Below are 13,918 nucleotides of genomic sequence, written 5' to 3' on the forward strand. Positions count from 1 at the left end.
TGCTAAGGAGCAACGCTCAGCTCATCCAGAATCGATTCACTATCACCGCCTCCCGTTCTTAAACAGGGGAAAACCAATAGAATTTCGGTGCATTGCTCCGAGTCAGTGGAATAACTTATCGCCCCCCCTAAAGCGCTCATGACCCGTCGATAATAGACGGTCGCCAGATCAAGGTTAGATGAATCTTCATCCACAACTCTTAAACCTTCTAGCTGAGAACGCTGAACACCTTCTTTATAACGCAATAATAATACATTACGGCCACCCTCAACCCGACTATCAATAGTGATCTCTTCGCCTTTAGCCACGACAGAGTGATTGATGGCCGTTTTTAGTATGTTAAACAAAGCATAAATCAATAACCATTCATCACCTTTGAACAAGAAGTCTTGGCGTAAGTCTGTTCGTATTCTCTCTCGCTCTCCTGGCATAAACACATACTCTGCCAAACTCTTCGTTACTACACTCTGAATTGAAAGCACCTTGAAGGTACTTACATCGATGGGTTCATCCTTCACCAGACCTAGACTCATGTCGATCACCTGAGCACTTCGCGCGATAGCCACATGAGCTTGGCTATAGGGACTATCTAAATATCTCTCATCTTTTAGCTCCGCTCGTACCAATGCAGCATGTTCAACAAAGGCATGTAATTGATCTAAAGGCCCTCTCATGTCATTGGCGATATTACCGGCCAAAGACTGCAAACTCTGCATTTTTTGAAATAAGAAGCGCTGCTCCTGGAAAGCCTGACGGCGAAAAAACTCTACACGCTCAATGAGTCGACCCAATTTAGACGACAAAGCCTGTAACCTCGACTGATCTTTCAAACGCATGTCAGATTTACTGACGACGACTAAGAGCATTCCCCTAAAGTCACTATTTGCAACAACAGGCAAACCCAGCATCTCGCGTCCCGGCACCATTTCGACCCAATCATAGGCAGCATCGAGCTGCTCAGTTGACATAATTTCAACCATTTGGGCGTTAAGCGTTCTTTCCTCAGCCTCACCCTGCAGGTGCACGTTTATAGAAGAGGGTAAACGATCATGGCGGCGTCCATCACTGCCGCTAAATAGTATGCGTTGATAGTTTCTCTCAGCGCTCAGGTCATTCGCATCAAAGCGCTCCAACTCTTTCCTGGATAAAGTTCGCTCCAATAGAACCCTATCCAAATACCATGCATAGTGATGGATATAGCTTTGTTGCTCAAAAAACTGCCGAAGAATTGGCAACATCGACTCAAAGTCATCAGATTGATCTAGCTGATACATTAGGTCTCGAAAGTGCCGCTCAGCATCAAGTTTCTGACGAACCAGGACTTTATCTGAAAACGCTTGTAAGCGAGATTTCATCGCTGCATAAAATTCACAGGAACAGATGGTGATAAGAACCAGAAATACAGTCTGAGAAACACTCAAATACGCTTGATCTATAAAGATGCCACCTTTAAGCATTAAAACCACGAAACCAACGATGCAAATGTAAATCATCAAACGCGTGATAACAAAACTCAGCGTCTCGGGCAGTTCAAGTAGGTCATGTTTCAATACTGCGTAGGTAGATATCACCACCATAAGGGCGACTGAAAGTAAGCCATAAGGCGGTATATTGATATCAAACTCAAGAGAAAGCGTCATCCCACCCCCTAAAAAACCCAGGGCAATCGTCATGATCAGATAGTCTAACTTTAACTTACCTGAGCGGGTTGTTTCGGCTCTCTCTTGCAGTAGGACATATAGAGTATGCCCAATAATCCCGGCAAAAAATACCGGAAACGGATAGAACAAGTTCCCCCCTACAGGGAACCAGAAAGCATCAAAACGAAAGCTGGGACTGTGTAGAAAATGCTCTGGAGCGATAAATATCAAACTCAAATAGAGAAGCGATAAAAGATAGTATGAGAAAGAAACACGCTCGTAGGCATGTTGCTTACCCACAAAGCTTACAACAAAGTGAAACAACAAGACCGGAAGGAATAACACGACTGAGTTAGCACAACGTGCCCAAAACAAAGCTTGTGAAGGCTCGTTGGTAGACATTCCAACGAACAAGCTAAAAGACCAGAGAGCCAAGAGCGTACAGATTAGGCCAAAAAGAATCGACCCTCCCTGGCGTTTTGCCGATAAGCAAAGTACTGCACTGGCTGTACTCAATAGAGCGCAAACCAGACTAATAAAAGCAAAATTGTTCCATACCACAACGGTCACCCTGACCTTAACATTCCTGATCCTATGTTCAGCATGGGCTGTGACGGAATAATATTACCCCTATTCGAATAGTTGCCTTTAGCTGTACATAATCTAAACAGGCATTATCCTCCCAGAATCGCTTGGCCGCAAGCTAACGATTGATTACCATGCAAAAAATAAGAAGCTTTAGCCACTTTTATCGCTTCATGACAATAATTTGATGGATGCAATTAATGAAACACTTCTTATCCTGGCCCCGCAAGTCTCTATTCAACCTACTGCTAGTATCATATCTAGCGAGCCTTCTATCCTTTAATACGCTTGCCACTCCAGAAAGTAAGCACGTTGCAATCACCCAGATTGTTGAGCACCCTGCCCTTGATGCAGTGAGAAAGGGCGTTAAGGATGTCCTCGCCGAGCATGACTGGAAAGACGGAGAAAATCTTAAGTGGGATTACCAAAGTGCACAAGGCGCACCGGCAACTGCAGCCCAAATAGCCAAAAAATTTGCAGGCGACAGGCCGGACGTATTTGTAGCTATCGCCACCCCTTCAGCCCAGGCTGCGGTTGCCTCTGCCAGAAATACCAACATAGTTTTTAGCGCAGTGACCGATCCTGTTGCAGCCAAACTGGTGAAGTCTTGGGAGCAACCGAGCAAAAACGTTACAGGCGTGTCGGACCTAACACCGATAAAACTGCATTTAGAGATGATTAAAGAGGTCCTCCCTGCCAGTAAGCAACTCGGTATTATCTACAACCCAGGAGAAGCTAATTCTGTTTCACTTCTCAAGCTAATCAAGCAACATGCTGAAGAGCTGAACCTTCAAGTAATTGAAGCAGTCTCCCCCAAGTCCTCGGATGTGCAAACTGCAGCTCGTTCATTACTCGGCAAGGTTGATGCAATTTACCTCCCTACAGACAACACAGTCATCTCTGCTGTAGAAGGTATCATCAAAATTTCTGAGCAAGCAGACATTCCTGTTTTTGCCGGCGACACCGATAGTGTCGCTCGTGGCGCCATCGCGGCCTTGGGGTTTAACTACTATGAAGTGGGCCGACAGACAGGCAAGATCGTTGTGCAGATTCTTCAAGGCCAATCACCTGCTGATATTCCGGTTCAAGGTGTCATGAATACAGAGTTGTTTGTTAATCCTGGCGCAGCAAAGCGTATGGGCATAACACTTTCGCCAGAGTTTATCTCTAAGGCTAAATCACTTGTTGAATAGTTTTGCCTTATTCGGCGCCTTAGAAACCGGCTTCATTTTTGCGCTGGTCGCATTTGGAGTCTTTCTTTCTTTTCGAATCCTGGATTTTCCAGACCTTACTGTTGACGGGTCTTTTCCCTTAGGGGCCGCTGTCGCCGCGGCACTGATTGTTGCTGGCGTAAACCCTCTTATCTCGACGCTCTGCGCTTGCTTAGCCGGCGCCCTTGCAGGCTCAGTGACAGCGATATTAAATGTGAAACTAAAAATTTTGCATTTACTTGCATCAATCCTGACTATGATCGCGCTTTATTCCATTAACCTGCGAATAATGGATGGCCCGAACATCGCGTTGCTCGGCGTTGATACCTTGTTAAGCCCGCTAGATAAGCTAAGTATTGCTACTTATGAGATTCCTTATTATGTCGCCTACCCAATTTGCTTCGGTATCATTAGTCTTATTACTTTCACCCTGCTTTTTATGTTCCTGCGTAGTGAAATTGGTTTAGCAATGCGCGCTACAGGCTCTAACCCCAGAATGGCTCAGGCCAATGGCGTCAATACTTGGTTAATGGTTATTCTTGGGATGTCACTATCTAATGCCCTTGTCGCCCTGGCAGGCGCTTTATTTGCTCAAAGTCAGGGTAGCGCTGATGTAACCATGGGGGTCGGCATCATTATTATCGGCCTTGCGTCTGTGATAGGCGGCGAAGCCTTGATTGGCCCGAAGAACCTGTTTCGCTGGATCCTTGCCTGCCTGATTGGCTCACTACTCTATCGCCTGGTTATTGCCGTGGCACTTAACGGTGAATTATTAGGCCTTAAAGCTCAAGATCTCAATTTGATCACGGCTATTTTGGTAACGCTCGCAATTGTTGCCCCAAATATCAAAAGCGCCATTAAAGCACGCACGAGGTTCGGCCAATGATCTCAATGAGCAAGGTAGATGTTAGTTTTAATCTCGGCAGCCCCTTAGAAAACCATGTATTAAAGGGAATCGACCTGACTATTCCTAAGCATCAATTCATTACAGTTATTGGCAGCAACGGTGCAGGTAAATCAACCTTACTGAACGCCCTGTCTGGTGAAGTCGCTGTTCAAACAGGACAAATTCACTTAGATGATCAAGACATCACTAAGCTTCCTGTACATAAAAGAGCCCGATGGATAGCGCGAGTCTTCCAAGACCCCTTAACTGGCACCTGTGAAGACCTGACGATTGAGGAAAACCTTGCACTAGCGCAGGCACGCACCTCACGAAGGGGGTTACAGCGAGCCGCTCGAAGAGAGTTCAAACAAAGCTTTATTAATAGGTTGAAGAGCCTGGAGCTTGGCCTGGAATATCGTTTAGAAGATAAAATTGGACTGTTGTCAGGCGGTCAACGACAAGCGGTCAGCCTCCTAATGGCAGCGCTTCAACCTTCAAAATTACTACTGCTTGACGAACATACTGCTGCCCTGGACCCGAAAACAGCCAAATTTATCCTTAACTTAAGCGAAGAGATTATTCGTAGCGAAAAACTAACTGCCTTAATGGTTACACACAGCATGAATCAGGCCTTAAGCGTTGGCGATAGAACCTTGATGCTTCATCAGGGCCAGGTTGTTCTTGATGTCAGTGGCAAGCAGCGCGAAGGTATGAACAGCCAAGACTTACTGGATCAATTCCATAAGAATCATGACGCCTTGGATGACGATAAATTAGTACTTTCCTAAACTGGCACTGACTCTTACAAAGACATTTAGTGCCGAAAGTGACTCACAACACCCGTCGCCTGATCGAGTGTTAAGCCATATTCAGACACTAAATACGCCACTTCTCGCTGCTCAGACTGACTCATACTCAAATGCAAAGAAGGCTCTTCCTCTTTATTCTTTCCAGCGACTACCTCTAATTGGCCGCGACGAATACGCAGTTTTCTTCGTCGCTCATGCTCCTGCTCTCGAACAAGCTGGACAAATGAGGATGCGAAAATACCAGCGGGCATCGCTGCGATCCCGACACCACAAACCATGACCAGCGCACCAAAAAGCTGTCCTCCGACAGTAATAGGCGTCACATCTCCATAGCCAACGGTCGTCAGTGTCACAACAGCCCACCATAAACAAGCAGGGATACTGCCAAAGGCTTCAGGCTGTTCAACCTTCTCGAAGATATAAATGCCTGTCGCGGCGATAAACATTAAGATCATCATCACCAAACCTGCTGCCAGTAAGGTGTTCTTATTCTCACGAAAGACACGAGCAATCATCAATAATGATGCAGAATAGCGGGTTAGCTTAAGCACCCTTACCATCGATATCAGCTTAAGAATACGCAGATCACCAAACGCATCACCCGGCAGTAGCAGTAAGAGGAGTAAAGGCAAGAAAGAGAAAAGATCGATTAGGCCCATCGGCGAACGAATATATAGCCAACGCTTTCGCCCGCTAGTCATATGAGTCGCATGAGGTGTTTCTGCCGCTACCCAATAACGCAACAGATACTCAAATGCAAAAACGACCACAAAGCAGATATTAGCAATGAGTACCCAGTCGCCCATTTGCTCCCTGAAGCCTGGCAGAGAACCAAGTACGACTTCAAGAATATTAAGAATAATAACTAATGAGAGAAAGACCGTCACTATCAAGGAAGGAAAGAAATCGGCCGAAGGCTCGTTGAGGCAGCGATACCAAAAAGCGCGGGCAGTAGTACTCATGTCGTTAACACTTCTTTTATTGTAATAGCGACAATATAGCTCGACTCAAGCCTTCATCCAAGCTCAAATCAAAGCATTTACATCAACTGTTCTGGCTAAACAGGTAAATGAGCAGCAAGAAAGTAACAAACCAGAAACCTGACAGAAGCTTCCAGAACATTAAAGTATTGGCACTCTTCTGCACCACTGGGTCCGCTTTCAGAAACTCAGGGTTTGGCTGCAGCAGGTCCTTCATAAAGTCATCGATCGTTCTATACCGTTCTTCAAGATCAAAAGACGTCCCTCTCTTCAAAGCACCGTCAAACCATTCTGGTATCACCGGGTTATTTGAACTGGCTTCAGTGTACCGTAACTGATCATAATCAAAGGCACTTCTGCACTGCTCTATTTTATCTCCATAAGGCAAGGTGCCTGTAAACATTTCATAGGTAATGGTTGCTAGCGAGTAGACGTCCCCCTGGATCCCGGGGTTATGTCCGCGTAGATAAAGCGGGTCTGAGTAGCCAGCTGTACCCAAAACGCCATCAGGAATAATAGGGCTCACGCACTCAGACAAACCGGCAACAAATACTGACCCGAAGTCCAACACCAAGGCCTTGCCCTCTTCAGTCACCATAATATTTCCGGGCTTCAAGTCTTGATGTACCGCCTCGTTTTGATGAAACGCTTTTAAGCCCTCTGCAACTTGTTTAACGATATTGATAGCACGCTTTGGACTCGGTGGCTGGTTCTTTCTCAGCCATTTATCTAAGCCCTCTCCCTCGACATACTCCATGAGGTAATATAGAAAACTGCGCTTGCGGTCTTGTCGAATAATCTTGACCACATTAGGGTGCTGTATGCGAATACCTATCCATTCTTCCTGGATAAACCGGTCAATATAAGCGGTATCTTCCTCAAAGTTTGGTGAGGGCGTCTTCATCGCCAACAGCTCGCCTGACACTTCATCTTTTACTAGATACAACTGGCTTCGACTCGAAGCAAATAACTCTTTTTGGACGACAAAACCATCCAGTTTCATACCCTTTTCTAAAGCTGGCGGGAAAGGTAGGCGTGTCAGTTTCGCACTATAATCATCAAGGTTTTCGAAAGGCAGCTGTTCAACAATACCCACAACGGCACTGATATTGTCATCGGTTTCGCCTTCTCGTGCCAAATCTAGAAATTTGTCCGCGATAAACTCAGCCGGCTGGTCCATCGCCAGCGTTTCGATTATTCTCGCTTCCTCGATAAAGTCATGTACACCATCACTACACAGCAATAAGCGATCACCGGCTTCAAGAGGAATTCGCCCATAATCGAGGTGCAAGCGATTATCCATACCGATGGCGCGAGTAAGAAAAGTTTTACCGCCGCCTAAAGAAGCGACATGATCAGTAGTACATTGGGCGAATTCGCCTTCTCTCAGCAAAAATATTCGACTATCGCCAACATGAAAAAAGTGCGCGGTACGACCTTTGATGACGATGGAGCTGAATGTAGATAAGTAACCTTTAGTATCAGACGAGAACTCGTGACTCTTACGAAAAAGCTTGAGGTTAATCGTTGATAGAATCTGCTCTCCGCACTTACTGACTGACCAGGTGTCAGGCGTCTGGAAATATTCCTCAATAAAACGTTCAACAGCCGTATGGCTTGCTTCGCGCCCCGCTTCAGCTGATGAAACACCGTCGGCAACGACGAGTGCACAACCTTTATTGTTAAGCAGATAGCTATCTTCTGGAACCTTGACGCCAGCCGAGTCTTCATTGATCGGTTTTATACCGGCGTCTGTTGAAAATGCAGCATCAATCTTAAGAATCTGGGCCATCGAGAAATCCTGAGTTTAGTGCTATAGCGTTACCTTAACGCAAAAATGCCCGCCGATGAAATAAGCCACCAGCAGGCACTCTAGACTAGCAAGTTTCTAACTAGCCAACATCAATCATATGAACTGTGCCATCTGGCAGTACTTCAGAGATCTGTCCTTTTGGCTCATCCATCATTGCAGCAATGAAGAATACAATCAGTGCAGAACAACCGATCACCAAGAAGAAAGTACTGTAATCTACAAAGCTCAAAACAGTTAGGTAAGTTACTGCACCGACGTTACCATACGCTCCGGCCATACCTGCAATCTGACCTGTCATACGACGTTTGATCAGTGGAACTACCGCAAATACCGCACCTTCACCAGCCTGAACAAAGAACGAACAGCACATGGTTGCAATCACAGCAGCGGGGATCCACCAAGATGAATCAACCTGGCTCAATACAAAGTAGCCACATGCCAAACCACCAATCAAGAACATTAGAGCTTTACGACGACCAATGTGATCAGAGAACCAACCGCCAGTTGGACGTGCAACCAAGTTCATGAAGGCAAAGCCTGAAGCCAATAGGCCCGCTTTGACAGGATCAAGACTTTCAAAAGTTTCCAAGAAGAATAGAGGCAACATTGATACAACCGCTAGTTCTGAACCGAAGGTAACGAAGTAAGACCAGTCTAGAATCGCAACTTGCTTAAAGTGGTACTTATCAAGCTCTTGGACACCGTTTGTCAGATTTTCTTTATTTACATTCCAGATAGAGTAAGTTTGGAAAACATATAGAGCGACCAAACCCGCCCAAATAACGTAAACAGCAGTCTGACTTAAGAGAGCAACACCCGTTGGAGATAGTTTCCAAGCCAACACAGCTAAGGCTGCATACATTGGAATATTCATGAACAAGTATAGGTAAAAGTCACCCCAGCTTGTTACTTCCAAACCACCTGCTTTCTTAGGCTTAAAGTAGGTTGAACCTTTTGGCGTATCACGTACTACCTGATAGTAAATAAGGCCATAGATACTAGCAACAATACCTGTTGTACCTAATGCATATCTCCAGCCATCTTCTCCACCGTACATCATTGCCAGCGTAGGCAATAGCATAGCCGATGCAGCTGAGCCAAAGTTACCCCAACCACCGTAGATACCTTCTGCGATACCGACAGACTTATGAGGAAACCATTCGCCAACCATGCGGATACCGATTACAAACCCGGCACCAACAAAGCCCATTAAAAAGCGCATCATTGCGAGCTGCTCATAAGATTGAGCCAGTGCGAATGCTATACACACGACGCCTGCCAGTACAAGTAAAGTACTATAAACCTTTCTGGGCCCTAGTTTATCCACCAAAATACCGATGACGATACGTGCTGGAATTGTTAGCGCAACGTTCAGAATCATCAGGGCTTTGACCTGCTGACTCGACATATCAAACGCTTCTTTCATAAACACCAAAAGCGGAGCATGGTTAAACCAAACCATGAAGGTTAAGAAAAAAGCAAACCACGTAAAGTGGAGTGTTTTAATCTTGGGGTCGCCAAAAGCGAACAGGTTTATTTTAAGATCAGTGGACATAAAGCCTCCTATACAAAAAAGGGGTATGACGCTATTCTGCTTCGTGTGTAGGGTTTCCTACTTGATATGAGTCAAGTAAGGCAGGGCCTGAGAATGCCCCGGCACAGCGCATATACCTACTTTATTTTTTACTCCCTTGCCACAAAGCCAGCAGGCATCACAAAGCCTACTCACTTATAGGTAGGCGACTCATACCCCCTAACTCAAAAGGGTTAGAACAAACATGCACAAGGTTTTTTTGATTTAATAGGTATCAATCACTTTAATAGATAAACGAGCTCCTCTGTACCAACAATACCTTTGAGGATAAACCGAGTTAAACAGCCTTCGATCAGAGCGTCATAATGAATTTTGAGATCCCTGGCGCAGCCAGAGCCTTAACCATTGCCACCATAGCATTTGCTGCTAATTTTTCGGTATGGACACTCTATGCCGTTTTGGGGCTTGAACTTCAAAACAGCTTAAGCCTAAGCGCAACACAGTTAGGATTATTCTTTTCGGCCCCGGTTCTAACCGGTGCACTAGGGCGTATTCCTGCTGGCTGGCTTAGCGAGCGCTACAACCCCAAGAGCCTATTCACCCTACAAATGCTTCTTAGCACACCGCCACTATTCATCCTGCCTCACATCGAGACTCTGGAAGGCTACCTATTACTTGGCTTGTGGATCGGTATTAGTGGCACATCTTTTACCATCGGCATTCGTTATATCACCGACTGGTTTGAAAGTAACCGACAAGGCACTGCCATGGGTATATTTGGTGCAGGTAACACCGGCTCAGCCATTACCCTTGCACTTGCCCCAATTATTGTTGCGAACTGGGGTTGGGACAGCATTGGTCCTATCTATGGGGTTGGTTTACTCATTATGGCTTTTCTGTTCTGGCTAATAGCACCTACCCGCCCCTATACCCCGACAAAACTTCAAGCCGAACTTAGCACCCTACAAGCACTTAAATCCATCCAGATTTGGCGCTTCGGTCTATATTACTACTTTGTCTTCGGTAGCTTTTTAGCGCTAATCCTCTGGCTCCCACAGTATTATGCTTCCGCTTATAAACTCAGCTATAGCCAAGCGATGGCCTTTACGCTTTTCTTTGTTGCCACCTCTGGCATGGTTCGAGCATTAGGAGGCTGGTTTGCAGACCGCTATGGTGGTCGCACCGTTAACTGGGCAGTATTCTGGATATGCTTAGTTTGCTTGTTCTTCTTGTGCTATCCGCCGACCACGATGACCATACATGGCGTGCATCAAGATGTAGAACTGGCTATCGAAATTAACGTCTGGTTCTTCAGTACATTGATATTTATTATCGGTATAGCCCAGGGCTTTGGGCGAGCAAGTGTGTATAAGACAATTCATGAATACTACCCTCAGCAAATGGGGCTTGTTGGTGGCTTAGTGGCTGCAATTGGCGCCTTAGGCGGCTGCACACTCCCTATCGCTTTTGGCCTAGCCGTTGACTGGATCGGCATCCATAGCGCATGCTTCATGGTTTTATATGGTGTGCTCGCTTGCTGTATGACTGTCATGTTCCTTGCTATCAAGACTGATCGCTTTAACCAGCGCGTGCAACATGCCACCAGTCATAACTTCCTAGATGATGATTAAGCATCATCTTTAAACTTTATTACTACATTGCTTATACAAGAGAGATATCCCTATGGGTCACAACGTCAGCCAAGAAACCATCCCTTTAAACATTGCCGTATTAACGGTTTCAGACACTCGCACTGAAGACAATGACACATCAGGCCAACTTCTGGTAGAAAAGTTAAACTCGGCTGGGCACAAGCTCGCAGACAAAAAGATTGTCATTGACGACATATATAAAATTCGCGCTGCGCTCTCGACATGGATTGCGAGTGATGACACCCAAGTTATTATCATTACCGGTGGTACAGGCTTTACTAGCCGAGATAGCACCCCTGAAGCCGTTACCCCTTTGCTTGATAAGGTCGTCGATGGTTTCGGCGAGCTTTTCCGACAAATATCTCTTGAGCAAATTGGCACCTCAACCGTCCAGTCTAGAGCACTAGCGGGCATGGCAAACAAGACCTTACTATTCTGCCTACCAGGTAGCACCAATGCCTGCCGCACTGCCTGGGATAATATAATCGACTCACAAATTGACAGCCGTCAAGGCCCTTGCAACTTTGTACCCCAGCTAAAAGGCATTGATTTCGCTGCATGTCTTGATCGAGAAAAAAGAGATAACTCTTAGATTTTCAAATACTTAAACTAAAACTTCGAGTTCATCTTAAAACACTATACCTCCAGACTTACCCATCAGGAGGTATAGCCCCTTACTCCCTTTATCCGATTGCCCCCCCAAAACCAAAAGCGTTAAATAGGTCACATCCCTTGCAAATTTAAGACACAAGAGCAAGGAGTCTTTTAGAACTTATATCAATTAGGATATCGCTTATGAAGAACGCTTTAAGTCTATCAATCTCGATGATCGCTCTCGGACTCTCTGCAGCAGCTCCAACGTTTGCAGCAGAAGAGGCAGACTCAATTACTGCCGCGATTGCGGGCGGCGATGCATCCCTTGCGCTACGTTATCGTTTTGAATATGTAGATGATTTCACCAACCGTGAAGCTTTAGCATCCACAGTGAAAACACGTTTAACCTACAAGACGCTTTCATACAATGGCGTATCCACTACGCTAGAAATGGATAACAACAGTGTTGTCGGTGAAGACAACTACAGCGACAGTGGAGCTGATCCAGATGAAGAAGCAGTAGTGCTCGATGCTACGTATACTGAAATTAACCAGGCATATATCGATTTTGCTGCGCCAGCTGATACGCTCGTTCGCTACGGTCGCCAGCGCATCAACCTAGATGGCCAGCGTATGCTAGGCGGCGTGGGCTGGAGACAAAACGAACAAACTTATGATGCTTTTACCCTAGTTAACACAGCACTACCAGACACAACATTGATATTCTCTAATGTTTATAACGTAAACACCTTTACCGGAGGCGATATCGACGGCAACGACCATCAAGTTTACTACGTAAACAACAAGAGTATTGACGGCTTGGGCTTAAGCGCTTACTTCTTGGACCTGAAAGATATTCATGACACTTTCGGTATCCGAGCAAACGGTAAAGTGAAAGCAAGTGACGACCTTACTGTCCTTTATACCGCTGAATTTGCCCAACAAACTACTGACGATGATAATGAGCATGAAACGAATTATCTTAACCTTGAAGCAGGTGTAAATGTTTCAGGCTTTACCGCTAAGCTGGGTTACGAAACTCTTGGCTCAGATGACGGTAATGCCATGTTTAAGACACCTCTTGCAACCAAGCATAAGTTCAACGGTTGGGCTGACAAGTTTGCTGCTGAAAAAGGAACTGACGGCTTAGTAGACACCTCGCTTAGCATTTCAACCAAAAACTACGGTCCTAAGATCGCGGTAATCTACCACCAGTTTGACGCCGATGAAGGTAGTGCAGATTTAGGTAGTGAAATTGACATTCTAGTTGCCAAGAAGTTTTCTGATAACTACACAGGGCTAATCAAGCTTGCCGATTACAGTAAAGGAGACTCGGGCGAGGATACTACGAAAATTTGGGTGCAGCTCGCAGCTAAATTCTAGTCTCTTAGGTTAATTTTTACTGCTAGCGGAGGTTTCTTCCACCTCCGCTTTTTTTATGCCCGATAGCCACAAAATATCCCCGTGAATTCCAGCATTTTTTTTGATCAGTGCTAAACTAAACGAATCAATAAAAACAAAGCACTTACGAGAGCCTCAGATACCGGATAGAACTAAGTCTTATCTTTTTAAATCTGGCCCTAAATACGCTACGTAAGTGAGTTTGGGAGACACTGCCAATGCTTAGCGAGAACACCCAACAAACCGTCATTGCAGCAAAGGTTGCCGCTGAGCTCTATCATGCTCAGGAGATTACTCGAAGCTTATCTATTTCTTCCAAAAATTTGCGCGTACTCGCTAAACGTATTGGCGAAAGCGCAGCCGGTCTAGCTGTTTTGGCAACCTTTTATGATGAGTGTTCACGTGAATCCATATCCTTGGCCGACCTGGTGAGTACCATGACTGTTGAAACCGCCAATAAAGCCGTTCGCGAGTGGCGTACCAGTTTATTTGAAGAGAAGCTTGAAAAAGCCTATAGAGTGATGGAACCGGACAAAGTACCTCAGATCGTCCAACAACACATCCAGGGGCGCCCTCAACGCGAGCAGCAAAGCCGTGAACGCATTGCACGCTTTAACCGCGAACTAAATGACCTTCTGACGGAAATGCAAAAGAATATTCGTAGCATCGCCGTTATTGCTGTTAATTCCAAAATCGAAGCGCCTCGAACTGGCGAACATAGCCCTGTTTTACTCGATATGGCGCATAACGTTGAAGAGATGATCAAGCGCATCCTTTACCATATCGATAAAGCGTTAAAGTTTTTATCTACTA

At 45.6% G+C, this 13,918-nt stretch carries 11 protein-coding genes; 7 read left to right on the top strand and 4 right to left on the bottom strand.

Annotated features, from left to right (window positions below; all coding sequences use genetic code 11):
- Window positions 1-2: 2 nt before the first annotated feature.
- Window positions 3-2,201 (bottom strand): histidine kinase N-terminal 7TM domain-containing protein, encoded by a 2,199-nt coding sequence (locus A3766_RS26105; RefSeq protein WP_197475715.1) that lies wholly within the window; start codon window positions 2,199-2,201, stop codon window positions 3-5.
- 224 nt (window positions 2,202-2,425) lie between these two features.
- Here A3766_RS26105 and A3766_RS26110 point away from each other — a divergent pair, with 224 nt between their 5' ends.
- Genes A3766_RS26110 through A3766_RS26120 form a run of 3 tightly spaced genes read left to right on the top strand, consistent with a single transcriptional unit; the run spans window position 2,426 to window position 5,110 of the window.
- Window positions 2,426-3,418: an ABC transporter substrate-binding protein gene (locus A3766_RS26110; protein WP_068516798.1), complete on the top strand. Its 993-nt coding sequence runs from the start codon at window positions 2,426-2,428 to the stop codon at window positions 3,416-3,418.
- Window positions 3,408-4,322, top strand: coding sequence for an ABC transporter permease (locus A3766_RS26115; RefSeq protein WP_068516795.1), 915 nt, complete (start codon window positions 3,408-3,410; stop codon window positions 4,320-4,322). Before A3766_RS26110 ends, A3766_RS26115 begins: the two co-directional genes overlap by 11 nt.
- Entirely contained in the window at window positions 4,319-5,110 is a 792-nt protein-coding gene (locus A3766_RS26120) for an ABC transporter ATP-binding protein (protein ID WP_068516793.1), read from the top strand. Before A3766_RS26115 ends, A3766_RS26120 begins: the two co-directional genes overlap by 4 nt.
- 26 nt (window positions 5,111-5,136) lie before the next feature.
- On the opposite strand, the gene A3766_RS26125 is transcribed toward A3766_RS26120, so the two are convergent.
- From A3766_RS26125 to A3766_RS26135, 3 genes are all read right to left on the bottom strand, one after another.
- Window positions 5,137-6,093 carry an ion transporter gene (locus A3766_RS26125; RefSeq protein ID WP_068516791.1) on the bottom strand — a complete coding sequence of 319 codons (957 nt, stop codon included), beginning with the start codon at window positions 6,091-6,093 and terminating at the stop codon, window positions 5,137-5,139.
- An 82-nt stretch (window positions 6,094-6,175) separates the two neighbouring features.
- Window positions 6,176-7,903, bottom strand: coding sequence for a bifunctional protein-serine/threonine kinase/phosphatase (locus tag A3766_RS26130; protein WP_068516789.1), 1,728 nt, complete (start codon window positions 7,901-7,903; stop codon window positions 6,176-6,178).
- A 100-nt stretch (window positions 7,904-8,003) separates the two neighbouring features.
- Window positions 8,004-9,479 carry a NarK family nitrate/nitrite MFS transporter gene (locus A3766_RS26135; protein WP_068516787.1) on the bottom strand — a complete coding sequence of 492 codons (1,476 nt, stop codon included), beginning with the start codon at window positions 9,477-9,479 and terminating at the stop codon, window positions 8,004-8,006.
- Between the two features lie 344 nt (window positions 9,480-9,823).
- Between A3766_RS26135 and A3766_RS26140 the strand changes: the two genes are divergently transcribed.
- The 4 genes from A3766_RS26140 to A3766_RS26155 all read left to right on the top strand — a co-directional run.
- The gene (locus A3766_RS26140; RefSeq protein ID WP_068516785.1) at window positions 9,824-11,089 is read left to right on the top strand and encodes a nitrate/nitrite transporter; all 1,266 of its coding nucleotides are present in this window, start codon (window positions 9,824-9,826) and stop codon (window positions 11,087-11,089) included.
- Between the two features lie 52 nt (window positions 11,090-11,141).
- Window positions 11,142-11,702, top strand: a complete 561-nt coding sequence (gene moaB, locus A3766_RS26145; RefSeq protein ID WP_068516783.1) for a molybdenum cofactor biosynthesis protein B — start codon at window positions 11,142-11,144, stop codon at window positions 11,700-11,702.
- 203 nt (window positions 11,703-11,905) lie between these two features.
- The gene (locus tag A3766_RS26150; RefSeq protein ID WP_068516782.1) at window positions 11,906-13,087 is read left to right on the top strand and encodes an alginate export family protein; all 1,182 of its coding nucleotides are present in this window, start codon (window positions 11,906-11,908) and stop codon (window positions 13,085-13,087) included.
- Between the two features lie 236 nt (window positions 13,088-13,323).
- A partial coding sequence (locus tag A3766_RS26155) for a hypothetical protein (protein WP_068643264.1) occupies window positions 13,324-13,918 on the top strand: 595 nt, incomplete at its 3' end.

This window comes from Oleiphilus sp. HI0132, assembly GCF_001635845.1.